22 protein-coding genes are annotated in these 22,857 nt (G+C 66.6%); 8 read left to right on the top strand and 14 right to left on the bottom strand.

The window, feature by feature from the left end:
* Positions 1 to 46: 46 nt before the first annotated feature.
* Both RS899_RS03010 and RS899_RS03005 read right to left on the bottom strand, forming a co-directional pair.
* Entirely contained in the window at positions 47 to 1,369 is a 1,323-nt protein-coding gene (locus tag RS899_RS03010) for an APC family permease (RefSeq protein WP_054911245.1), read from the bottom strand.
* 163 nt (positions 1,370 to 1,532) lie between these two features.
* Positions 1,533 to 2,354, bottom strand: a complete 822-nt coding sequence (locus tag RS899_RS03005; protein WP_315809058.1) for a carbon-nitrogen hydrolase family protein — start codon at positions 2,352 to 2,354, stop codon at positions 1,533 to 1,535.
* 147 nt (positions 2,355 to 2,501) lie between these two features.
* Between RS899_RS03005 and RS899_RS03000 the strand changes: the two genes are divergently transcribed.
* From RS899_RS03000 to RS899_RS02990, 3 genes are all read left to right on the top strand, one after another.
* The gene (locus tag RS899_RS03000) at positions 2,502 to 3,281 is read left to right on the top strand and encodes a helix-turn-helix transcriptional regulator (RefSeq protein ID WP_054908952.1); all 780 of its coding nucleotides are present in this window, start codon (positions 2,502 to 2,504) and stop codon (positions 3,279 to 3,281) included.
* A gap of 212 nt (positions 3,282 to 3,493) precedes the next feature.
* Positions 3,494 to 4,873: an L-serine ammonia-lyase gene (locus tag RS899_RS02995; RefSeq protein WP_315809057.1), complete on the top strand. Its 1,380-nt coding sequence runs from the start codon at positions 3,494 to 3,496 to the stop codon at positions 4,871 to 4,873.
* A 335-nt stretch (positions 4,874 to 5,208) separates the two neighbouring features.
* Positions 5,209 to 6,819 carry an FMN-binding glutamate synthase family protein gene (locus tag RS899_RS02990; protein ID WP_054908954.1) on the top strand — a complete coding sequence of 537 codons (1,611 nt, stop codon included), beginning with the start codon at positions 5,209 to 5,211 and terminating at the stop codon, positions 6,817 to 6,819.
* A gap of 57 nt (positions 6,820 to 6,876) precedes the next feature.
* Here RS899_RS02990 and RS899_RS02985 read toward each other — a convergent pair whose 3' ends face one another.
* Positions 6,877 to 7,308, bottom strand: a complete 432-nt coding sequence (locus RS899_RS02985) for a hypothetical protein (protein WP_315810396.1) — start codon at positions 7,306 to 7,308, stop codon at positions 6,877 to 6,879.
* Between the two features lie 163 nt (positions 7,309 to 7,471).
* Here RS899_RS02985 and RS899_RS02980 point away from each other — a divergent pair, with 163 nt between their 5' ends.
* The 3 genes from RS899_RS02980 to RS899_RS02970 all read left to right on the top strand — a co-directional run bounded on the left by RS899_RS02980 (position 7,472) and on the right by RS899_RS02970 (position 10,578).
* On the top strand, positions 7,472 to 8,308 hold the full coding sequence (locus tag RS899_RS02980) for an AraC family transcriptional regulator (protein WP_315809056.1): 837 nt from the start codon (positions 7,472 to 7,474) through the stop codon (positions 8,306 to 8,308).
* Between the two features lie 52 nt (positions 8,309 to 8,360).
* Entirely contained in the window at positions 8,361 to 8,969 is a 609-nt protein-coding gene (locus RS899_RS02975; RefSeq protein WP_315809055.1) for a LysE family translocator, read from the top strand.
* 67 nt (positions 8,970 to 9,036) lie between these two features.
* A complete protein-coding gene (locus RS899_RS02970) occupies positions 9,037 to 10,578 on the top strand; it encodes a sensor domain-containing diguanylate cyclase (protein ID WP_315809054.1) in 1,542 nt (513 codons plus the stop codon).
* A gap of 7 nt (positions 10,579 to 10,585) precedes the next feature.
* Here the strand turns inward: RS899_RS02970 and RS899_RS02965 are convergent, their stop codons facing one another.
* Entirely contained in the window at positions 10,586 to 11,494 is a 909-nt protein-coding gene (locus RS899_RS02965; protein ID WP_054909018.1) for a LysR family transcriptional regulator, read from the bottom strand.
* 118 nt (positions 11,495 to 11,612) lie between these two features.
* On the opposite strand from RS899_RS02965, the gene RS899_RS02960 reads away from it, so the two are divergent.
* On the top strand, positions 11,613 to 13,370 hold the full coding sequence (locus tag RS899_RS02960) for an amidohydrolase (protein ID WP_315809053.1): 1,758 nt from the start codon (positions 11,613 to 11,615) through the stop codon (positions 13,368 to 13,370).
* Between the two features lie 148 nt (positions 13,371 to 13,518).
* Positions 13,519 to 14,262: a TorF family putative porin gene (locus RS899_RS02955; RefSeq protein WP_054908960.1), complete on the top strand. Its 744-nt coding sequence runs from the start codon at positions 13,519 to 13,521 to the stop codon at positions 14,260 to 14,262.
* On the opposite strand, the gene RS899_RS02950 is transcribed toward RS899_RS02955, so the two are convergent.
* The 10 genes from RS899_RS02950 to RS899_RS02905 form a co-directional block, all read right to left on the bottom strand.
* Positions 14,259 to 14,651, bottom strand: a complete 393-nt coding sequence (locus tag RS899_RS02950) for a DoxX-like family protein (RefSeq protein ID WP_315809052.1) — start codon at positions 14,649 to 14,651, stop codon at positions 14,259 to 14,261. The two genes, RS899_RS02955 and RS899_RS02950, sit on opposite strands and share 4 nt — an antisense overlap.
* A complete protein-coding gene (locus tag RS899_RS02945) occupies positions 14,644 to 15,072 on the bottom strand; it encodes a thiol-disulfide oxidoreductase DCC family protein (RefSeq protein ID WP_054908962.1) in 429 nt (142 codons plus the stop codon). The genes RS899_RS02950 and RS899_RS02945 overlap by 8 nt, the downstream gene beginning before the upstream one ends.
* Before the next feature lie 69 nt (positions 15,073 to 15,141).
* Complete coding sequence (locus RS899_RS02940) at positions 15,142 to 15,597, bottom strand: DUF3237 domain-containing protein (protein WP_024765366.1); 456 nt, start codon at positions 15,595 to 15,597, stop codon at positions 15,142 to 15,144.
* 70 nt (positions 15,598 to 15,667) lie between these two features.
* Positions 15,668 to 16,474 (bottom strand): class I SAM-dependent methyltransferase, encoded by an 807-nt coding sequence (locus tag RS899_RS02935; protein ID WP_315809051.1) that lies wholly within the window; start codon positions 16,472 to 16,474, stop codon positions 15,668 to 15,670.
* Between the two features lies 1 nt (position 16,475).
* Positions 16,476 to 16,847 carry a nuclear transport factor 2 family protein gene (locus tag RS899_RS02930; protein ID WP_054908965.1) on the bottom strand — a complete coding sequence of 124 codons (372 nt, stop codon included), beginning with the start codon at positions 16,845 to 16,847 and terminating at the stop codon, positions 16,476 to 16,478.
* A gap of 102 nt (positions 16,848 to 16,949) precedes the next feature.
* Complete coding sequence (locus tag RS899_RS02925) at positions 16,950 to 17,774, bottom strand: aldo/keto reductase (protein WP_315809050.1); 825 nt, start codon at positions 17,772 to 17,774, stop codon at positions 16,950 to 16,952.
* Positions 17,775 to 17,876: 102 nt separating this feature from the next.
* Positions 17,877 to 18,971 carry a D-alanine--D-alanine ligase gene (ddlA, locus tag RS899_RS02920; RefSeq protein WP_054908967.1) on the bottom strand — a complete coding sequence of 365 codons (1,095 nt, stop codon included), beginning with the start codon at positions 18,969 to 18,971 and terminating at the stop codon, positions 17,877 to 17,879.
* 92 nt (positions 18,972 to 19,063) lie between these two features.
* Positions 19,064 to 19,933, bottom strand: a complete 870-nt coding sequence (locus RS899_RS02915; protein WP_315809049.1) for an ABC transporter substrate-binding protein — start codon at positions 19,931 to 19,933, stop codon at positions 19,064 to 19,066.
* Positions 19,934 to 20,277: 344 nt separating this feature from the next.
* Positions 20,278 to 20,982, bottom strand: a complete 705-nt coding sequence (locus RS899_RS02910) for a (2Fe-2S) ferredoxin domain-containing protein (protein ID WP_315809048.1) — start codon at positions 20,980 to 20,982, stop codon at positions 20,278 to 20,280.
* A complete protein-coding gene (locus tag RS899_RS02905; RefSeq protein ID WP_315809047.1) occupies positions 20,982 to 22,784 on the bottom strand; it encodes a TonB-dependent receptor plug domain-containing protein in 1,803 nt (600 codons plus the stop codon). Before RS899_RS02905 ends, RS899_RS02910 begins: the two co-directional genes overlap by 1 nt.
* Positions 22,785 to 22,857: the final 73 nt, after the last annotated feature.

Below are 22,857 nucleotides of genomic sequence, written 5' to 3'. Positions count from 1 at the left end.
CTCGGGCTTCACGGCTCGGAGTCCCCAGCATAGCCCCGCGTGGGCCTCACGCCTCCTCGAAATGCATCTCCGGCGGTTGCTGGCGGAAGCCGCTGGTGATCACCGCGAGGTAGATCACACCGAGCACAAGCCAGGTGGCGCCGAGCCAGATCGCCAGGTGGTCGAGGCTGACCATCAGCCACAGGTCGGCGAGCAGGCCGATCAGCGGGAACAGCAGGAACAGCACCAGCTCGCGCAGCCCGCGGCGTTCAGCATTCAGGTAGTAGTGGAAGATCACCGAGAGGTTCACCAGGCTGAAGGCCAGGAAGGCGCCGAAGTTGATGAACGAGGTGGACGTGGTGACGTCCATGTGCAGCGCCAGCAGGGCCACCACGCCGCACAGCACGATGCTGTTCACCGGGGTTTCGAAACGCTTGCTGATGCGCCCGAAGAACGGCCGCGGCAGCACGCCGTCGCGGCCCATGGCGAACAGCAGGCGCGAGGCGCTGGCCTGGGCCGACAGGCCGGAGGTGAACTGGCCGACGATCAGGCCGATCAGGAAGAAGCTGACGAACAGGTCGCCACCGATGTTGCGGGCAATTTCGTAGGCGGCGGAATCGGCGTTCTGGAACTCCACCGACGGGTGCGCCAGCTGTACGAAATAGCTGGCGGCGATGAAGATGCCGCCGCCGATCAGGGTGATCAGCAGGATGGCACGCGGAATGGTCTTGCGCGGTTCGTGGGTTTCTTCGGTCAGGGTACTGACCGCGTCAAAGCCCAGGAACGAATAACAGGCGATGGCCGCGCCACCCATGATCAGCGGCAGCTGGGTGCCTTCCTTGAGGAAGGGTTCCAGGGTCCACAGCGGACGGCTGCCGTCCCCGGTGATGTAGTGGATGGCCAGGCCAACGAAGGCGATCAGCACGAGGAACTGCACCAGCATCAACACGCCGTTGATGTTCTTCGCCAGGCGCAGGCCGACCACGTTGATCGCAGTGGTTACGCCGATGAAGGCCAGTACCCACAAGGCTTGCGGAACGGCCGGGAAGGCGGAATGCAGATAGGCCGCGCCGATCAGCCAGATAGCCATGGGCAGGAACAGGTAGTCCAGCAGCACCGCCCAGCCGGCCAGGAAGCCCAGTTTCGGGCTGATCGACTTGCGCACGTAGGTGTATGCCGAGCCGGCGACCGGGAAGGCGGCGGCCATGCGCCCGTAGCTGAGCGCGGTAAAGAGCATGGCGACAGAGGCGACGAGGTAGGCCGAAGGCACTACGCCGCGGGTGACGTCGGCGAGGATGCCGAAGGTGCCAAGGACGATGATCGGGGTCATGTAGGCGATGCCGAACAGCACCACCGAACCCAGCGACAGGGTTCGTTTGAGTCGAGCCATTACTGCTTACTCCGCGTTGTGTTTGTTATGGCAGTACTTGGGTTGCCGGCCTGCACTCACCCGCAGGCCTCGCGGGTGCTCGTGGCACCCGTCGTTCTTGATGATTCGCTTGACTGGCGCGGCCCTGCGCCCCGGCCCCCTTGCAGCGGAGCCGGAAGGAAACTCAGGCGGGAATGATCAGCTCGCGCAAGCCGTCTGCGTGCTCACGCATCTCACCGGGCAGCACGAAACGGCGCTCGCCCAGGTAGCTGTAGTCGCGGCGCGATTGCGCCAGGCGTTCGAAGTCCAGCTCGACGATCTGCCGGCACTCTTCGCGACCGGCCTCGACGATCAGCTGGCCGTACGGGTCAACCACGGCGCTGCCGCCGGCGAAAACCAGGCCGTCATCACCTGCCCCGACGCGGTTGACCATCACGGCGTAGGCCTGGTTCTCCATGGCGCGGCCCATGATCGCGGTGCGGTGGGTCGGGCCGTAGGGGTCCATGTTGCCGTTGGTCACGATGATCAGCTCGGCGCCCAGCTGGCCAAGGGCGCGGGCAGACTCGGGGAACTCGATGTCGAAGCAGATCACGATGCCGACGCGGATGCCGTTCCACAGGCAGGTGGCGTAGCGGTCGCCGGGGGTGAAGATGCCGCGGTCCGACGCCCACAGGTGCGTCTTGCGGTACTTCAGGGCGATGCCTTCGGGGGTGATCAGCAGCGTGGTGTTGTAGAAGTGGCCATCGTCAGCGGCTTCGGCGAAGCCCACGGCGACGGAGATGTTCTTCTCCCGCGCGGCACGCTGCACGGCCTGCACGCTGGGGCCGTCGATCGGCTCGGCGATGGCGGCAATGTTCTGCTCGGTGGGGAAGCCGGTCAGCTGGGTCTCGGGGAACACCACCAATTGGGTGTCGTCGGCGCAGGCATGGATGGCCTCCAGGGTGCGGGCCAGGTTCCAGGCCACATCGCCATCACGGCCGGCGAGTTGGACGAGCTCTACTTTCATGGGGCTTCCTCGGATTCTTGTCTTTGCGGTGATCGGGCGCTGTCGGTCAAAATGCGCACCGCGCCGGCTCAAGGCATCCACCGAGTATGCCGGGCGTGCCATCACCGGGTAATTACGCCCGCGTGGTAACCCATCGGGGGTAGAGTCATGAGCCTTTCCCTTCAGGATATCGCCTGGCACCGCTCGGTCGGGCAGCTGATCGAAGCGCTGGACAAGCCGAACTTCTGGACCTCGCTGGTGCGCCTGCTGGGCCAGTATGTGCCCTTCGACAGCTGGGTCGTGCTGCTTTTCAGCAATGGCAGGCCCCAGGTGTTCGCCGAATGCCCCGGCGAGGACGGCGGCCCCGACTCACTGTTCCAGGACTACCTCAAGGGCCTGTACCTGCTCGACCCCTTCTACATCGCCAGCCGCGAGGCGCCCGGCAGCGGGCTGTTCCGCCTGGACGACGTGGCGCCGGAAATGTTCGAGCAGACCGATTACTACCAGCGCTACTTCAGCCTCAACGTGGTGGCCGATGAAGTGCAGATCAACGTGCAACTCGACGGCGAGCGCACCCTCTGCTGTTCGGTGGGCAGCAAGGGCCGCTTCACTCCGGAGCAGATCGCCCTGCTCGCCCTGGTACAACCCTGGGTCGCCGGCCTGATGCGCCAGCGCATGGCCTTCGAACGCGAAGTCCAGGAAGCGCCCCCGCCGCCACGCTGGCAGAACCGCCTGGAATCCACCGCCCAGCAGATGGAAACACCGCTCACCGCGCGCGAGCTGGAGGTGGGCCGGTTGATGCTCAGCGGCTGCTCCAGCAAGGAAATCGCCCGCAAGCTGGCGATCTCCGCCGAGACGGTGAAGGTCCACCGCAAGCACATGTACGCCAAGCTGGGGATCAAGTCGCAGTCCGAGCTGTTCTCGCTGTTCCTGCAGGCGCAAGGCTGAGGCAGCTTGCGTAGGATGGCATGGAGCGCAGCGATACCCATCAATCGCTGCCGGGACAGCATGGGTATCGCCTAGGCTCCACCCATCCTACGATGCTCTCCCTGCAGGAGCGGCCCATGCCCGCGAATGGTGTCCAACGGACGCCAGCCGTCGAGCGGTCGGTGAGCATTCAAGGCCATACAGGTCCATGCTGGAAGACAGGAGGAATCCCCATGACCCTCAGCGTCTTCGACATGTTCAAACCCGGTGTCGGCCCGTCCAGTTCGCACACCGTTGGGCCGATGCGCGCCACCCGCGAGTTTGTCGACCGCCTGCGCAACGACGGCCTGCTGGCCCGAACCACGGCCGTCGAGGTGCATCTCTTCGGCTCCCTCAGCGCCACCGGCAAGGGCCACGCCACCGACCGCGCCTGCCTGATCGGACTGCTCGGCATCGACCCGGCGGAAGCCGACCCCGCTGCCCTCGCCCCTCAGGTGGACGACATCCTGCTGCGCCATCGCTTGCGTCTTGGCGGCCTGCACGAAATCGACTTCGATCCGGCGCGGCAACTGGTCTTCCACGACGACAGCCTGCCCGCCCATCCCAACGGCCTGCACCTGCGGGCGCTGGACGAAAACGGCGAGCTGCTGGCCGAACGCATCTGCTACTCGGTCGGCGGCGGCTTCGTGGTGGATGCGGCGGACTTCAACACCGACCGCGCCCTCCCGGACAATCCGATGCCCTACCCCTTCCACAGCGCCGAGGAACTGCTGCGCCTGTGCCATGAGCACGGTTTCCGGCGCATCAGCGACCTGATGTGGGCCAATGAGCGCGCGCTGCGCAGCGACGAGGAAATCCATGCCGGTCTTGCGCATATCTGGGAGGAAATGCAGGCCTGCGTGAACCGCGGCCTGGAAACCGAAGGCACACTGCCCGGCGGCCTCAAGGTGCGCCGCCGCGCGCCCATGCTCTATCGCCGGCTGAATGAAGCAGACAGCGGCAACCTGATTGCTACCACCCTGGGCGCCCTGGACTGGGTGGACCTCTGGGCGCTGGCAGTGAACGAGGAGAATGCCGCCGGCGGGCGCGTCGTGACGGCCCCCACCAACGGCGCGGCCGGCATAGTCCCGGCGGTGCTGCACTACTACGCGCGCTATGACGCCAACGCCAGTGCCGAAGGCATCGAGCGCTATCTGCTCACCGCCGCCGCCATCGGCATCCTGTGCAAGCTCAACGCCTCGATTTCCGGCGCCGAAGTCGGTTGCCAGGGTGAAGTGGGTTCGGCCTGCGCCATGGCCGCTGGCGGTCTCGCGGAAGTCCTCGGCGGCAGCCTGGAGCAGGTGGAAAACGCCGCCGAGATCGGCCTGGAGCACAACCTCGGGCTGACCTGCGACCCGGTCGCCGGACTGGTCCAGGTGCCCTGCATCGAGCGCAACGCCATGGCCTCGCTCAAGGCCATCAACGCCGCCCAACTCGCCCTGCGCGGCGACGGCCAGCACCTGGTCAGCCTCGACAAGGCCATCGACACCCTGCGCGATACCGGGCGCGACATGATGGACAAGTACAAGGAAACCTCGAAGGGCGGGCTGGCGGTGAATGTGATCGCCTGTTAGTCCGACGGGATACGGTTCGCGAGCAAGCTCGCTCCTACAGGCCTGACGCCGGCGCGCTCTTCGTAGGAGCGAGCTTGCTCGCGAATGGCCCAGGGACGAATGCCACCGTTCTTGCACCGCCCGAAACAAGCTTTCTCAGCGCCGGAGAAAATCGTTAGCTAGCTTTCTTTTTCTCTCGCTTCGGGCTACCGTCGGTGCCCGCCAGAACTAGAAATACCTCCGAAAGCCCGTCGCATTGACCTTCGCCCAGGCACGTTCGCGCGATGCCTGCCATGCTCTGTGGCGGCCCTTTCGGCCAACCTGACCGTGATCAAAGCCTGACGACTGGAGATTCCATGAACCTGTCGCTCCTAAGCCGCTATGCCTTTTTTGCCGCCTGCGTCCTGTTCACCGTGCTCAGCCTGCCCTTCCTCGGGCATGACTGGGTCTGGCCCTTTACCCTGACCACCCTCGCCCTGAGCGTGCTCGGGGTCTTCGACCTGCTGCAGGAACGCCACGCGGTGCGCCGCAACTACCCGATCCTCGGCAACATCCGCTACCTGGTGGAAGCCATCCGCCCGGAAATCCGCCAATACCTGCTCGAAGGCGACCAGGAGGCACTGCCCTTCTCCCGCGCCCAGCGCGCCCTGGTGTACTCGCGGGCGAAGAACGAGACCGCCGACAAGCCCTTCGGCACGCTGATCGACGTCTACCAGTCGGGTTTCGAATTCATCGCCCACTCCATTCGCCCGGCGCCGGTGGCCGACCCCTGCACCTTCCGCGTCAGCGTCGGCGGCCCGGCGTGCAAGCAGCCCTACTCCATCTCGGTGTTCAACATCTCCGCGATGAGCTTCGGCTCGCTCAGCGCCAACGCCATCCGCGCGCTGAACAAGGGCGCCAAGCTCGGTGGTTTCATCCATGACACCGGCGAGGGCAGCATCAGCCCTTACCACCGTGAGTACGGCGGCGACCTGACCTGGGAGCTGGGCAGCGGCTACTTCGGCTGCCGCAACGATGACGGCACGTTCAGCCCCGAGCGCTTCGCCAAGCAGGCGGTCGATCCGCAGGTGAAGATGATCGAGATCAAGCTCAGCCAAGGCGCCAAACCAGGTCACGGCGGCATCCTGCCCAAGCACAAGGTCACCGAGGAGATCGCTTCCACCCGCGGCGTGCCCATGGGCAAGGACTGCATCTCGCCCTCCTCCCACAGCGCCTTCAGCACGCCCAAGGGTTTGCTAGATTTCATCGTCCAGCTGCGCGAACTCTCTGGCGGCAAACCAGTGGGCTTCAAGCTGTGCATCGGCCACCCATGGGAATTCATGGGCATCGCCAAGGCCATGCACGAGACCGGCATCCTCCCCGACTTCATCGTCGTCGACGGCAAGGAAGGCGGCACCGGCGCCGCGCCCCTGGAGTTCACCGACCACATGGGCCTGCCGATGCGCGAGGGCCTGCTGTTCGTGCACAACACGCTGGTCGGCCTGGACCTGCGCGACAAGATCCGCATCGGCGCCAGCGGCAAGATCGTCAGCGCCTTCGATATCGCCAGCGTGCTGGCCATGGGCGCCGACTGGGCCAACTCGGCGCGCGGCTTCATGTTCGCCATCGGCTGCATCCAGAGCCAGAGCTGCCACACCAACAAGTGCCCCACCGGCGTCGCCACCCAGGACCCGCTGCGTCAGCGCGCCCTGGTGGTGCCGGACAAGGCCGAGCGCGTCTACAGCTTCCACCGCAACACGCTCAAGGGCCTGGCCGAGATGATCGCCGCCGCCGGCATCCGCCACCCCTCGGAGCTGGAAGCGCGGCATCTGGTACGCCGCGTCTCGGCCACCGAAATCCGCCTGTTCTCGCACCTGCATTACTTCCTGAAGCCGGGTGAACTGCTCTCCGGCAACATCGAGGGCGAGTTCTACGAGCGCATCTGGCGCATGGCGCGCAGCGACAGTTTCGACGCCATGCCTGGCTGACAGGCAGAAGACGGGGCGCCCGCAACGGGCGCCCCGATCCGCAACAAAAAAGCGTCGCTATCCCAGCCGACTCCACACCTGCACCAGCCCCACCAGGTGCACGAGCGCGAAGCCAAGGCAGATCGCCGAGCTGACGTAGATGAATCGCTGGCTACGCCCGGTGTTCCTGAGGATGAGCGGGCCGGCCAGGCCACGCAGCAGATAGACCAGCGCGATCGCCATTAGCGCCGGGCGCAGCAGCGGCAACGGCGCCAGCACTCCCGCCCCGGAAAGTGCGTAGGCGGCCCACGTGAACAGCACGAAAGCGATGGCGAACGTGATGAGTACCGGATAGACCCGCCCGGCTTCGGCGGCACGGGCGAGCTTTTCCCCGGCGCCGAACAGCCGGTACCAACGCGGCCCGACCACCACTACCCCAACATGCAGCGCGGCGGCGGTGGCACTGAGCGCTGCCGCGACCACCAGCGCCAGGTTGTATTCCTGCCCCATGAACGGTTCCCTCCTGGCGTTCGCCTTTTCTTCCGGGCGCATCTTATCGTCGGTACAGAGGCTTCACGATACTCGACCACCGGCTGCACGAATCTTCCAGAAATTTCCTCGCCGCGCGCTATGCTGGCCGACCGGGCAGGCAATAGCGATGCGGAGGCGGCCCTTGCACAAAGACAACTGGATCGACCTGCTGCAGGACGCCGACACCGGCATCCAGAGCCTGCGCGCGCACTTCAAGGGCCACGCCTATGATCCGCACTGGCACGACAGCTACTTGATCGGTTTCACCGAGTCCGGCGTGCAGCAGTTCAACAGCCGCAACCAGCGCCACATCAGCACTGCCGGCAAGGTGTTCTTCCTCGAACCCGGCGACATCCACGACGGCGACGCGCCCACCGAAGGCGGCTTCACCTACCGCATGCTCTACCTCGACGCCCCCTGGCTGGAGCGCGAGATCGGCACGCTGTTCGAGGAAGCGCCGGGCAACTGCCAGTTGGCCGTACCCGAGCTGCTGATCGACGACCCGCGACTGGCTCGGCGCATCGACAACGCCTTCCAGGCGGTACACGGCAACGACCTGAAGATCGTCCGCCAGAGCGCCGTCGACGAATTGCTCGACGGCATGACTCAACACCTGCACTGGCGCCAACGCGATACCACGACGGCGCAGCTGCCGCTGGTGGCGCAACGCGCACGGGACTTCCTGCACGCCAACCTGACCGCCGACATCGGCCTCGACGACTTGGCCCGCGCCACTGGCTGCGACCGCTTCCGCCTGACCCGCGCCTTCAAGCAGGCCTTCGGCCTGCCGCCCCATGCCTACCTGATCCAGCTGCGCCTGGCCCGCGCACGGCAACTGCTCGGCCGCGGCCTGGCGCCGGCGGACATCGCCGCCGACCTCGGCTTCGCCGACCAGAGCCACCTCGGCCGCTGGTTCCGCCGCGCCTACGGGGTAACGCCGGCCTACTACCGCAAGCGCTGCTCAAAGCTTCCAGACTGAGCCCGCCGCGCTGGCGAAGATGAACTCCCACGGATTCACTGGAGTTCCCACCATGCACCTCTCGCAGCTCGGCCAATGGCTGCCTTTCGTCCTCTTCGCGTTCGTCGCCTCGATCACACCGGGGCCGACCAACCTGCTGATCTTCAGCAACAGTGCGCGCTTCGGCTGGAGCGCCGCGCTGCCGATCATGTTCGGCGGCTGCGTGGCCGCCGCGGCGCTGGTGCTGGCGGTGGGCAGCGGCCTGGGCGAAGTGCTGGCCAGCGCGCCGCTCGTGCAGCAGGCGATGAGCGTGGCCGGCGTACTCTGGCTGAGCTGGCTGGCCTGGCAGATTTTCCGCAGCCCGCCGGCGAACCTGGCGCGCGATACCGACACCGCGCGCCTGGGAGCGCTCGGCGCTGCCGCGCTGCAACTGGTCAACCCCAAGACCTGGATGATGGCACTGGCAGTGATCAGCGTGTACGCCGGCCATGGAGTCGATCGACTGGACCGCGTGCAACTGCTGTCGCTGCTGTTCTTCCTCGTGTCGATTCCCTGCACCGCGATCTGGGCCGGCCTGGGCATCGGCAGCCAGCGCCTGCTCTCACCCCGGCAGATGCAGCGGCTCAACCAGCTGATGGCGATCCTGCTGCTGGTCTCCGCCTGGGCCGGCGCCCTGCTCTGACCGGCCACTGACAAGACGCCTGCGGCGCTGGCAGAATCCACGACCACCACACAAGGAGGTTGGGGCCGTGGACTCCCTGTATTTTTCGCCGATGTTGCTCGGCCTCAACCTGATGCTCGCCAGCGCCATCGCCTGCACCGGTCTCTGGTATTTCGCCCGGCCCTACCGCGGGCCCGGCCTGTGGATGGGGGGCGCCTGGACACTGATTGTCGGCATCCTGTTGTTCATGGGCTTCATGGCCAGCGGCAGCAAGCTGCTGAACATCCTGGGCAATGCCACCCAACTGGCCGGCGAAGCACTCCTGATGCTGGGCGTGTACCGCTTCCTCGGCCTGCCGCCGCCCTGGTGGACCGTCCCTGCCAGCGCCGGCGCGATGACAGCCGCACTGTGTTGGCACTGGTGGGTCGCGCCGATCAACTCCGAGTACCTCATCGCTATCTACGCGGGGATTGGCGGCCTGCTGCCGATCCAGGCCTGCCGCGTGCTGCTGCGGGCCCAGGGAGAGGCCGAGCTGCGCGGTGTGCGCCGCTTCGTCGCGATTGCCCTGGGCGGCTATGCCCTGGTTACCCTGACGCGAGCCGCCATCGGCCTGCACGACGGTCTGCAAGGCGTCGAGCACGCCGACGTCACGCGTTCCTTCAGCTACCTGTTGCCCTACAACTTCGGTGTTCCGTTGTGGGTGATCGCCCTGGTCGGCATGGCCTTGATGACCATGCGCCGGATCCTCGCCGACAGCCAGCGCCACGCCCGCGATGCAGCGGCCAGCGCCGAACGCTTCGAGCGCCTGATGCAGGTTGCCCATGCCGGCATGCTGGTGCTGCGCGACGGCCGCGTGGTGGACGCCAACCCCATGCTCGAACGCATGCTGCTCTGGCCTCGCGAGCGCCTGATCGGCCAACCCTTCCGCGAACTGTTCGCCAGCGAGGCCGCCGACGACGTCGAGCAATGCCTGCACCTCGCCGACGGCAAGCCCCATGACATCCTCGCCATGCGTGACGACGGCAGCACCTTCGCTGCCGAACTGAGCGTCGAACGCCTGGCCGACGGGCAACAGCGCGTCGCGGAAATCCGCGACGTCAGCCACCACAAGGCGCTGGAAAACCAGTTGCGCCAACTGGCCACCCTCGACCCGCTGACCAATGCGCTCAACCGCAGGGCCTTCCAGGCCCAGGCGGAACGGGAGCTGGCGCGCAGCGCGCGTTACGGCACGCCCTTGAGCCTGGCAGTGCTCGACCTCGACCACTTCAAGCGCATCAACGACCAGCACGGCCATGCGGCCGGCGATCAGGTCCTCAGCCGCTTCAGCGAGCTGTGTCGTCAGCAGGCACGCAGTACCGACCTGTTCGCACGCTTCGGTGGGGAGGAGTTCGTCTTCCTGCTACCCAACACCGACGCCACCGCCGCCCGGCATTTTTTCGAGCGGCTTCGGGAAATCCTTCAGCACTTCAGCCTTGAGGTCGAGGGCGAGGTACTACGAGTCACAGCCAGCATCGGGCTGGTCAGCACAGATAGCGCCAGCGACCTGGCGGAACTGCTCGAACAGGCCGATCGCGCGCTCTACCGAGCCAAGGCCAACGGCCGCAATCGACTGGAGCTGAGCGTGCTCTGAAACGTGTCTAGCGGATGCCATCGCGCCGCAGGTACTCGCGCAGGTGCTCGATGAATGCGTGGATCTTGCGCGTCGCCCGGCGGTTGCTCGGGTACACCGCAAGAATCTGCGCGCCGAAGGTGTCGGGCTCGAAGAAGTAGTCATCCAGCACCGTCACCAGGCGCCCGCTGCGCAGGTGTTCGAGCACGCTCCAGCGCGGGCACGGCAGCAGCCCATGCCCGGCCAGGCACGCGGTCAGCAGCGTGGCCTGGTTGTCGCTGCTCAGCCGGCCATTGCGCGGCGTGGAAAAGCGCGTGCCACCCACGTCGAACCACCAGCGGTCATCCAGCGCCGGGTGGCGATAGACCAGGCAATCGTGGTCGATGATTTCGCTCGGATGCCTTGGCGCGCCGCGCCGCGAAAGGTACGCCGGGCTGGCACACATGGCCAGCCGGCTTTCGGCCAGCGGCTGGGCGATCAGCCCCGGCAGGTCACTGTTGCCCATCCGCAGGGCGAGGTCGTAGCGGCCGTCGAGCAGGTCGACGTAGCTGTCGGAAAGGTCCACCTGCAGGCGCACGTCCGGGTGCAGATCGAGGAACTCGGCGCAGGCCTGGTCGAGGAATACCGGGCCGACGATCAGCGGGCCGGTGATGCGCAGTACGCCGCGCAGGCTGTGCTGCAATTGGGCGATTTCCTCGGTGGTCTCGCGCATCCGCGCCAGCACTTCGCGCGCACCATCCAGGTAGAGCTGCCCCGCCTCGGTCAGGGACATGCTGCGCGTGGTGCGCTCGAACAGGCGCGCGCCGACTTCGATTTCCAGCTGGCCGACTGCCTTGGTCACCGCCGAGGGCGTCTTGCCCAGTTGCTCGGCGGCACGGCTGAAACTGCCGGTCTCGGCACTGGCGACGAACATTGCCAGGCTGCTGAATCTGTCCATCGTCATTCGTGCCAATCCTTCACAAGTGTTATGCCCGTTAGCGACTTCCGCGGCACACGCCACGCCATTAGCCTGCGCTGCAGACCAACAATAATCCATCGAAAAGCAGAGGGAAGTCATGCACGGCATGCTCAAGGGAGCGCTGGCGCTCGCCATCGCACTCGGTACTTTTGAAGCACAGGCACAGAACGCGGACCTGATCCTGTACAACGCCAAGGTCTTCACCGCCGAACCCGGCCAGCCGCTGCAGCAGGCCGTCGCGATCGCCGACGGCAAGGTGCTGCAGGTGGGCTCCAACGAGGACATCCGCAAGCTCGCCGGCACCGGCAGCAAGCAGGTCGACCTGGGCGGCAAGGTGCTGATGCCCGGCTTCATCGACAGCCACTCGCACTCCATCTTCGGCGGCCTTGAGCTGATCTCCGCCAGCCTGCTGGATGAGCAGATGGACCTCGACGCCTTCGAGAAGCGCCTCAAGCAGGACCGCGACAACGGCAAGGCCAAGGTGCACGACACCGTGGTCATGAACGGCATGAACTCCACCTACTGGTCCCAGGCCGACGGCCTGGCCAAGCGCTTCAACCAGGGCGAGTGGAAGGACACCCCGGTGGTGCTGATCGGCAGCGACCACCACACCGCCTGGGCCAACGCCGCCATGCTCAAGCGCGCCGGGCTGGACGCCAAGCGCCTGCGCGGCCTGAGCCCGCTGGAACAGCAGAACGTCGCCCACGACAAGGACTTCAACCCCACCGGTTTCCTGGTCGACTCCGGTTTCGACCTGGTGGCCGCCGCCATGCCGGTTCCGGACACCGCCACCATGGACCGCGCCGGCGTGGCCGCGGTGAAGTACAACAACAGCCTGGGCATCACCGCCTGGATGGACCCGGCCGCCAACGGCACGCCCGGCGAAGCGCTGTTCGCCATCAAGCCCACCGAGAAGACCGTCGGCGTGCTGCCGGTCTACCGCGACCTGGCCCGTGACGGCCAGCTCACCGCCCACGTCGCTGCGCTGCAGGTGGTTAACCCGAAAAGCACGCCGGCCGATCTGGAAGTGATCGAGAAGGTCCGCCAGCAGTTCCAGGGCATCCCGAACCTGACACTGCCGGGCATCAAGGTCTTCGCCGATGGCGTGATCGAATTCCCCGCGCAGTCCGCCGCACTGCTGGAGGATTACAAGAACAGCCACAAGCCGGGCGAACTGCTGATCGATCCCAAGCACTTCGGCGAACTGGTCAGCGCCGCCGATGCGCGCGGCTGGCTGGTGCACGTGCACGCCATCGGCGACCGCGCGGTGCGCGAATCCCTCAACGGCTTCGCCCAGGCGCGCAAGGACCGGCAGAGCGGCGTGACCCACTCGATCACCCACCTGCAACTGGTCAACCCCAAGGACTTCCCGCGCTTCAAGGAGCTCGGCGTCATTGCCTCGATGCAGCTCGACTGGGCCACCGCCGAGCCCTACACCGTGGAGCTGGTGAAGCCCTACATCGCCGACGAGGCCTACCGCTACATGTACCCGGCCAAATCCCTGCTGGACAACGGCGCCACCATCGCCGGCGCCAGCGACTGGCCGGTGTCCACGCCTGATCCGCTCAAGGCCATCTACCAGGCCGTCACCCGCCAGGGCGAGGAAGGCGTGCTCAACGCCGCCGAGCGCGTGGACCGCCAGACCATGTTCTACGCCTACACCCGCAACGCCGCACAGACCATCGGCCTGCTCGACAAGATCGGCACCCTGGCCCCCGGCAAACAGGCCGACATGGTGGTGATCGACCGCGACGTGTTCACCGTGCCCGACCAGCAACTGGACGAGGCCCGCGTGCTCCACACCCTGTTTGAAGGCCGCGAAATCTATCGCGCCGAGGATCAACCGGCTCTCTGAGCCGGGCTCCTGCGCCAGGGTCTGAACAACCCTGGCGCCCTGCCCGCCAGCCCAGCCCTAAGCCAAGCCCTCCGGCCTGTCGGAAGGGCCGGCGCTGCGCGGGATTTTTCTTCTGCCCACAGACAATCACAACAAAGGGACTCCCCGCATGAATCGCCCCCATTGGCTGGCCGGCGCGCTGCTCGCCTGCGCGCCGCTCACCTCCGCCCTGGCCGTTGACCTGGGCCACGACTTCAACCTGCAAATCGACACCGCGCTGGTTAGCGACTACCGCACCCGCGGCATCTCGCAGACCCAGGGCGACCCCGCCCTGCAGGTCGGCGCCACCCTGCAGCACGCCTCCGGCGCCTACCTGGGCGTATGGAGCTCCAACGTCGACTTCGGCGGCGGCCTGAAAACCCGCCAGGAGATCGACTACTACGGCGGCTGGTACTGGCAGGCCAACGAGGACATCGCCCTGGACCTGGGCTACATCAAGTACACCTACCCCAAGGAAAGCCAGTTCAACCAGAGCGACACCTACGCCATCCTCCACGCCTACGGCTTCGAGGTCGGGACGTACTACGGCAACGATTACCCGACCTACTTCGGTGAGGACCAGGCCAACCTCTACACCTACCTGGCCTACAACGCCGAGCTGCCGGCCGAGTTCAAGCTGCGCGTGCGCTACGGCCGCAACGATGCCAAGGACCCGCTCTACCTGTCCGGCGACGGCAGCACCCGCGACACCTACCACGAGTGGGAGGCGAAGCTGAGCCATGAATGGGTGGGCTTCGACTGGGCGGTGAGCTACATCGACACCGATCTGTCGCAGAACGAATGCCGGACCCAGTTCGGCTTCGGCGACGCCTGCACCGCCACGGTAGTGGCCAGCGTTTCCCGAAGCTTCTAACGCAGCGGTGGCGAACGGGGCGGCGTGGCGTCCCGTTCGCCCAGCAGGGCGATGGCGCACAAGGCCAGCGCGGCGACATTGGTAGAGACCGGATTGAAGGCGCCCAGCAGCAGTTCCGGGGCGAACAGCGCCACATCCACCAGCAGGCCCACCAGCGCAGCCGCCGCCAGCCATAGCGGCCAGCGGCTGCGGCGCAGCAGCAGGATGGCCAGGGCCAGGACGATCTCGGCGGCGCCCGCGACCTCGGCAATGCGCTGGGTGGACAGCGACCAGCCGTGGGCCTCGATCATCCGCACTTCGTCCGGGCTGAGGAACAGCAGCTTGGGCACCAGGCCGTGGTAGAGGAACACCAGGCCCAGCGCCAGGCGCGCGATGGCCGCGCTAGTCATTGCCGAGGAATCGCCCGCGGTACTGCGGCGAGGGCACCAGGCACTGCTCTTCGCGGCCAAATAGGCGATAGCGATTGAGGGCGATACGGTCGTAGCACCAGTCGCGCAGTGGCCGTGGAATCAGCCAGAGCACCCGCAACCAGTTCCACGGCGCCGGCAGTTGGCCGATCACCCGCAGGAAGGCATCGCTGCGCTCGAAGCCTTCGCGGCCATCGACGTAGAGCATGGTATCGAAGTACTCGGTGGGCAGGCCGAACCAGTCGAGGATCGCCTGCCCCTCGGCGGACTGCACGCTGCACAGTTTTACCCGGCGCTCGCGGTCGTGCTGCAGGAGGAAGCGGCTCCAGCCGTTGCACAAGCGGCAGGTACCGTCGAACAGCACCACTTTATCGTCGGGCTGCATGTTGGGAGGCAGAGCCATGGGGTCGTCTCCAGATCCCTGATGCCTCAACTGTGCCCGCCGCGTGTGACAAGTCCTGCTCTTCATCGCTCATCCATTGGCGAGGGAGTACAAACGGTATTCGACCCAGCCCGGCCCCAGCCGGCCCTCCCCCACCGCCAACTGGTGGTTGAGCCAGCGGTAGCGGTCGTCGCCGACCTCGAAACGCGGCTGGATCATGAAATAGGTGTCGCCGAACTCGGTGCTGTCGCCCCGCGAGACTGCGTGGATGATCTTCGGGTTGGCCACCAGCAGTCCGTTGTGCTGCATCAGGATACGCGCGCCGTCGTCGGTGCGCAGTACCAGGCGAACTTCCAGGTGCCAGCCGCCGTCGCCGTCCACCAGGATCCAGTCGCCGCCACCGGGCAGCACCTCGCCGCTCAGGCGCTGGCCCTTAAAAGTGCCGCCGCCGGCCGCCGAGATCAGCCGCTGGCCCTGGGGCACGCGGCCGATTTCCAGCGGCACGCTGGCCTTCACGTTCATCTCCATCAACGGCTCGAGCTTCATCGCAGCGCTCCTGCGCAAGGTCGTCGTAGACGCATCAGTAAAGCAGCCGCAAGCCCGCGCGGCCATCCGCCTAGGACGGCGTGGCGAAGCAATAGCGCAGCAGCCGGCCCATGCGACGCATCGCCGGAATGGCCAGGGTGATCTCGTAGAGCAGGCGCATCGCCAGGGACAGCCGCGCGATCTGCTCGCGGTCGTAGGCGGCGATCGCTTCGACGAACTGCAGGGCCGGCACCTGCTGCTCCAGCTCCTGGGGCTCGTCGATCCCCCAGTGCAGCACGGCGCCGGTACGGCGGATCATCGGGTTCCACTGCAGCAGGCGAATGCCCAGGCGGCTGTAGCCATCGAGTACCAGTTCGCCCTGGCGGAAGTGCGCCACCAGGGCGCGCAGCAGCCAGGGAACCTTGTCCGCCTCCACGTAGGGCAGCGCGCCTTCGGAAAGCATCAGCACCGGCCGCCCTGTCGGAATCGCGCGCCACCAGTCCGGTGTGGTCAGCGCGCTGGCCAGCAGGTGGCAGTTCTCCCGCGCGGGGTACAGGCGCTCGCGCAGCGCGATCACTTCCGGGAAGTCCACCTCGAACCATTGCACGGTGGACGGCGGGTCGATGCGGAAGATCCGACTGTCCAGCCCGCACCCCAACTGCAGCACCACGCAGGCCGGATGCCGCGCCAGGAAGTCGCGTACCCAGTCGTCGAACAGCTTGGCCCGCAGGGCGATGCCCACCTGCTCGGCGCGGCCGATGCGCAGGCGGGCGAAGTCATAGTCGATCTGCTCCACGGCGCGGCGCGAGAAGTGGTCGGGCAGCTCGCTCTCCTTCGCCTTGGCGTAGAGGGTGATCAGCAGGGTTTCCGGCGTACCGCGCAGGCCGATGCGTTCCACGTCATTCGTGCAGGTAGTAGAGCTTGTTGACGATCTGCCAGCCGTTGCCGACCTGCAGCAGCGACAGGTAGTCGGTGAAGTGCATGCCCATGAACTCGTCGGTGACCTTGGCCACCGCACTGTCGCCGGTGATGTCCAGGGACTTCAGCTCCCACGCTGGCGGCGCACCTTCCGAAGGCGGCGATTCGGCCTTGATGGCGCCGATGAACTCGTCCAGCGAGGCCCACTCCAGCGCGCCGTGGTAGTTGCCGATGATCTTGCAGGATGGATGGAAGGCCTGCCGCAGCCGGGCCTCGTCACCGAAAGTCATGCCCTCGACGTAATCGGTCAGGACCCGATTGATGGCGGCGCCGTCCGCCGTGTAGTTGCTCATCGCTGTTGCCCTCCCAGGCCATCTTGGCCATGGAGGAAGGCTAGCACCCTGCCCCGGCCGCGCCCTGGGGGGCGACGATCGGGGCCGGTGCGTGGTGCGGGGTCAGACCACCGCGAGGTGCTGCTTGCGGCGCGGCGGCGGGAAGGCGGCGTCGAGGGCGTCGAGGTCTTCGGGCGTCAGCCGCAATTGCAGCGCGGCGGCGTTGTCGCGCACGTGCAGCGGCTCGACCGCCTTGGGAATGGCGATCACTCCCGGCTGGTGGATCAGCCAGGCCAGGGCGACGCGGGCCGGGGTGGCGTCGTGGCGGCCGGCGATATCCGCCAGTACCCGATCGCGCAGCAGGCGACCGCCCTGGCCAACCGGGCAGTAAGCCATCAGCGGCATGCGTTCTTCCTGGCACCAGGGCAGCAGGTCCCACTCGATACCGCGCTCCTCCAGGCTGAATTGCACCTGGTTGGTGGCGCAGGCCGGCTCGTTCAGCTCCTGCATATCGTCGAGATCGAAATTGGAGACGCCCCAGCGCTTGATCTTGCCCGCCTCGCGCAACCGCTCGAAGGCATCCACGGTTTCATCCAGCGGGTACTGGCCGCGCCAATGCAGCAGGTAGAGGTCCAGGCAATCGGTACCCAGGCGCCGCAGGCTGCGTTCGCAGGCCTCGGGAATGCCACGCCGGCTGGCGTTATGCGGGTAGACCTTGCTGACCAGGAAGACCTGCTCGCGCAGCCCGGCGATGGCCTCGCCGACCACCTCCTCCGAACCGCCCTCGGCGTACATCTCGGCGGTGTCGATCAGGGTCAGACCCCGCTCGATACCTTCGCGCAGGGCGGCGACCTCGCGCTTGCGCTGGAAGCTGTCCTCGCCCATGCGCCAGGTGCCCTGGCCGATGGCGGGTACGGCGGTGCCGTCGGCGAATACCACAGTGTTCATCTCGTGCTCCTTCTGACAGTTCGTTACGGGACACGGGGCCGGCCGCCCGAAACCGGGCGACGGGCACTCAGGGTAGCGCAGAAGCAGCTGGCGGGGCGTGGATCAGCGATTGGTCTGCAGGTTGCGCCGGGCGGCGTGGCGCTCGATGGCCAGGTCGATCAGGCGGCTGACCAGCTCGCTGTAGGTCATCCCGGCGGCCTGCCAGAGCTTGGGATACATGCTGATGCGGGTGAAACCGGGCAGCGAGTTGAGCTCGTTGACCAGCACCTCGCCACTGTCGGTGAGGAACACGTCGACCCGCGCCAGCCCGGAGCATTCCAGGGCGATAAAGGCGTCTACCGCGAGCTGGCGGATACGCTCGCCGGCCTCGGCCGGAATATCCGCCGGCACCACGACCTTGGCCGCATCCTCGTCGATGTACTTGCTGTCGTAGGAGTAGAAGCCGCTGCCGACGACGATTTCGCCGCAGCCGCTGGCGATCGGCTGATCGTTGCCCAGCACCGCGCACTCGATCTCGCGGCCCTTGACGGCGGACTCCACCAGCACCTTGTCATCGAAGGCCAGCGCCAGGCGCACGGCTTCGTCGTACGCGGCCTCGTCCTCGACCTTGCTGACGCCCACCGACGAGCCCATGTTCGCCGGCTTGATGAACAGCGGCAGGCCGAGCTTGCGCTGCGCCTCGGCGAACGGCGTGCGGGCGGCATTGGCGCGGGTCAGGGTGATGAAGGGCGTGATGGCGATGCCGGCGTCGCGCAGCAGGCGCTTGCTCACGTCCTTGTCCATGCAGATGGCCGAGCCCAGCACGTCGGAGCCGACGAAGGGAATATCGGCCATGCGCAGCAGGCCCTGCAGGCAGCCGTCCTCGCCCTGGGTGCCGTGGACGATGGGGAAGATCACGTCGACGTGATCGAGCAACTGACGGCTGCCGGTTTCCACCAGTTGCTGCTCGGCCTTGCCCGGCACCACGGCCAGCTCGCGATTGGAACGGTTCAGCGCAATGAGAGCCGGGTTTTCCTGGTTGAGCAGGTAGTCGGAGGCATCGTTGAGGTGCCAGCGGCCTTCCTTGTCGATACCGATCAGCACCGGTTCGAAGCGCTCGCGGTCCAGCGCATCGACGATGTTCTTCGCCGATTGCAGCGACACCTCGTGCTCCGCCGAACGCCCACCGAAAATCACTCCAACGCGCAACTTGCCCATGACAACCTCCCAAGGATCGATGGGCGCTTTCTAACACGGGCTCCAGCGCTTGGGTAGGAACAGTGACCGGCGAACAGACAGGACGCTTGCGCTCAAAACCGGTGCAGCGCCTGCGCCAGTTCGCGAGCCGCCTGGCCGCTGTGCACGCCAGGGAACAGATGAGTGAACGGCAAGGCCACGAAGCGCCCTTCGCGCACAGCGCGCAGACGCGACAGCACCGGGTCGGCACGCAGCGTTTTCTTTTTCTGCTCGGCCGTGGACCACAGCGCATCGGCCAGCAGGATCACGTCCGGGTCGCGCGCCAGCAGTTGTTCGGTGTTGGCGATGAAGCCCCGCAGTTCGACATCCTCGAAGACATTGCGAGCGCCGGCGGCGTGCAGTAACTGAGTGACCATGCCCAGCCGCCCCTGGCTGACGAGATCATGGTCGGCGCTGTCGAGGTAGAACACGTTCAGTGCTGGTTTGCCATCCACCAGCCGGCGCGCTTCCGCCAACTCGTCACGTTGCTGCTGAATGAGTGAGCGCGCCCTCTCCTGCTCACCAAGCAGGTTACCCAGCACGCCCAGGTCGGTTTCCACACTGGCGAAAAGATCGAGCGACCGCGCCGCACAACCGGCTTCGAGCAGGTAGCTGGCGACGCCCCTTCCGGCCAGTTCACCGCGGCGCAGATTTCCCAGGCCGAACGCCGAGGCGAAGCCTGCCACCACCAGGTCCGGGCGCTGCGCGTAGACCGCCTCCGCCGACGGGTACTGGCGCGCCAGCAGCGGCACGCCGCGATAGCGGCCGCCAGTCAGGTTGAGGTCGTCATCGATGTAGGCCACGCCGATCAATCGCGACCGGGCGCCCAGCGCCAGCAGCAGGTCGGCAGCGTGCTGGTTGAGGGCGAGGATGCGTTGCGGAGGGTGATCGATGTGCCAGTCCTGCGCGCAGTTGCGGTAGTCCTGGGCAGTGGCCGTCGCCATGCCCAGCATCGCCGCCAGCCCGAACGCCAGGATCGAACTGTAGGAGCGAGCTTGCTCGCGAACAGCGCCAGCGCTGAAACATCGCGGACGAAGTCCTTTCCTGCGCCCCTCGGAAGTACGTGCCGGGAAATCCCCCTCACCCCAGCCCTCTCCCTCAGGGAGAGGGAGCAGTCCGTGCAGGCTGACAGCTCGGTTTCCCCCTATGCCGAACGGTTCCCTCTCCCTCTGAGCGGGGCGCGCAGCCAGGGTTAGGGTGAGGAGCCGTTGGACGAGAAGGACGAATCCAGCCCCCTGCGTCCAGAGGTTCGCGAGCAAGCTCGCTCCTACAAAGAGCCATGCCGGCCTCATGCTTCGTCATCCACACGCAAATCCGCCACCGGCACACCATCGCGCAGGTGCTCGGTCACCACCCGACAAACCTGCTCATCACTGCGCAGGCCGTACCAGACGCGCTCGGGGTAGACCGTCAGCACCGGCCCGCGATTGCAGGGGAACTGGCAGCCGGTGCGGGTCAGCAAGGCACCCTCGGCGTTCTCGTAGAGGTCGTGGCGAATCAGTTCGCGACGCAGGGTCTTCCACAACGGCAACGCACCCCGGCGCACGCAGCGCGGCCCCGCGCAGAGGAACAGGTGATGACGATGCGGCGGCGGCGCGGACCAGTCGGGCTGCGACGGCACTGCACCGACTCCCCGGCATTCCAGCTGCTGCGCCGGATCGTCGATCGCCGCCAGCACCGCGCCGACGTCGAGCCCCCGCCGGCCCAGCGCCGATGCCGTGATGCTCGGCACCGGCGCCTGCGGAAACTCATCCGCCAGTACCGCCAGTTCGGCGCGCAGCCAGTCGAGGTAGGCGCCGTCGGTGGCGGGCTCCAGGTCGACCAGCAACAACGACGCGGCATCGGCAAGCTGCGCACGCGCTCGAGCCCAGAGCAGGTCGAATCCCTCGCTGGTGTCGATGCGCTCGACACCAGCCAGACGCGCCGACACCTCGCGGTGCAGGCGCTCGCCCTGGGCCCCGGCCAATGGGCCGACCAGCAGGATGGCCCTCATCAGAAGCTGAAGGTGTAGCGCAGCTCGGCGGTGCGCGGCCGGCCGAGGTTGTCCACCTGGCGGATGCCGTTGCTGGTGCGGCCGGTGGCGTAGTCGCGGTCCAGCAGGTTCTCCAGCAGCAGGCTCAGACGATGCGCGCGGGCCGCGTCGAGGTAGCGATAGGCATCGCCGTCGAGCACGGTGTAGTGGCCGTAGTCGTCGTCCTGGGCGCTGACGATGGAGCCCACGTAGCGAGTGGCGAGGCCAGCGCCCCAGAGGTTGTCGTCATAGCCGGCACGCACGCGGGCGAAGAAGTGCGGGATGTTGTTCACCGTCACGCCCTCGCGGCTGTCCACCAGGTTGCGCGTGGCATCGGCGGAGAGCTGCCAATGGCGGCCGAACTGCCACTGGCCGTTGGCTTCCACGCCGCGCACTTCGATCTCGCCGCTGCCGTTCACCCATTGATCGCCCGCGAGGGTGATCAGGTCGGTGATCTCGCGGCGGAACAGGGTGACGCTGCCGCTCCACGGCTGGTCGAACAGCTCGCCGGTGTAATCCAGGCCCAGCTCGGCGTTGCGACTGCGCTCGGGCTTGAGGTCACGATTGCCGACTTCGTCGCCCGGCTCGTTGACGAACAGCTGCTCGGCAGTGGGCAACTTGAAGGCCGTGCCGAACTGGCCGCGCAGCTTGAGTTGCTGGGTTAGGTCATAGAGCGAGGTCAGCATCCACACCGTGGCGCCTTCGCCGCCGGAGATTTCCTCGCGGCGCACGCCCAGGCTCGGGTGCCAGTCGGGCAGCGCGTCGATGCGCGGGCGCAGCTGGGCGTACAGCGCATGGGACTCGGCCTTGTCGTTGTCGATGATCAGCACATCGTCCTGGCCCTTGTACCACTGGTTGTCGCTCCCGAAGACCAGCTCGTGACCGCCACCGAACCTGGCCTTGCCTTCGAGCTGCGCCCCCCAGTCGGTAAAGCCCCAGTAGTCATTGTGATTGAGCACCTGGGTGCCGCCGCCCTGCAGGTTGTAGACGCGGTCGTAGCGGGTATCCCAGTCGTTGATGTGGGTCTTGGCGAACCAGCTGAAGTCGTCGTTGACGCTCTGCTGGAAGGTCGCCGTGGCGATCTGTTGCACGCGGTTGTTGCTGGTGTGGTGGTTCGATGTCGGCCGGGCGAAGTCCAGCTCGGCGTCGGCGTACTGGTAGAACAGCTCCAGCCGCGAGGCATCGCCGATGGCCTGGATGGCCTTGGCGCCGAACACGTTGACGTCATAGGAGCGGCGCTTGTCGCTGACGGTGTCAGTCATGTCACGGTCGCGGTACGGCTGGTAGCCGTCGGAGCGGTTGTGGCTGACATAGGCCATCAGGCCGAGGTCGCCCAGGCCGTTCTGCACGATCTTCTCGGCGCGGGCATCGCCGCTGCGGCCCTTGAACGTATCCAGGCCCAGGTTGACCTCACCGGACGCCTCGCGCGAACGCGCGCTGCGGGTGACGATATTGATCAACCCGGACACCGCCTGGGTGCCGAACAGCAGGCCCTGGCCGCCCTTGAGCACCTCGATGCGCTCCACCGCAGTGGTCGGCAGGGTATCGATGTAGATGCCGCCGTAGAGGCGATTGTTCAGGCGCACGCCATCCAGCAGGATCAGCGTGTCGTCGTTGCGCCCGCCCAGCAGCGAGTAGGTGCCGTAGTCGAACGGGCCATTCTTCGGCGCGACGAACAGGCCGGGCACGTACATCTGCAGCACGCGGGTGATGTCGGCACTGGGGCCGGCGCGCTCGATCTGCTCGCGGTCGATGACCTCCAGCTTGCTGCCGTAGCGAGCCATGTCGGCCACCGTCGTGGACTCCACGGAAGGCGCGCTGACGATTTCATCCGCCAAGTCGAGGGGAGCCGCCACA

The sequence above is a fragment of the Pseudomonas sp. C9-3 genome (assembly GCF_032392015.1).
Taxonomy (GTDB): domain Bacteria; phylum Pseudomonadota; class Gammaproteobacteria; order Pseudomonadales; family Pseudomonadaceae; genus Pseudomonas; species Pseudomonas nitroreducens.
The sequence above is the reverse complement of the archived record's forward strand: the minus strand, read 5'-3'. Positions and strand labels throughout refer to the sequence as shown.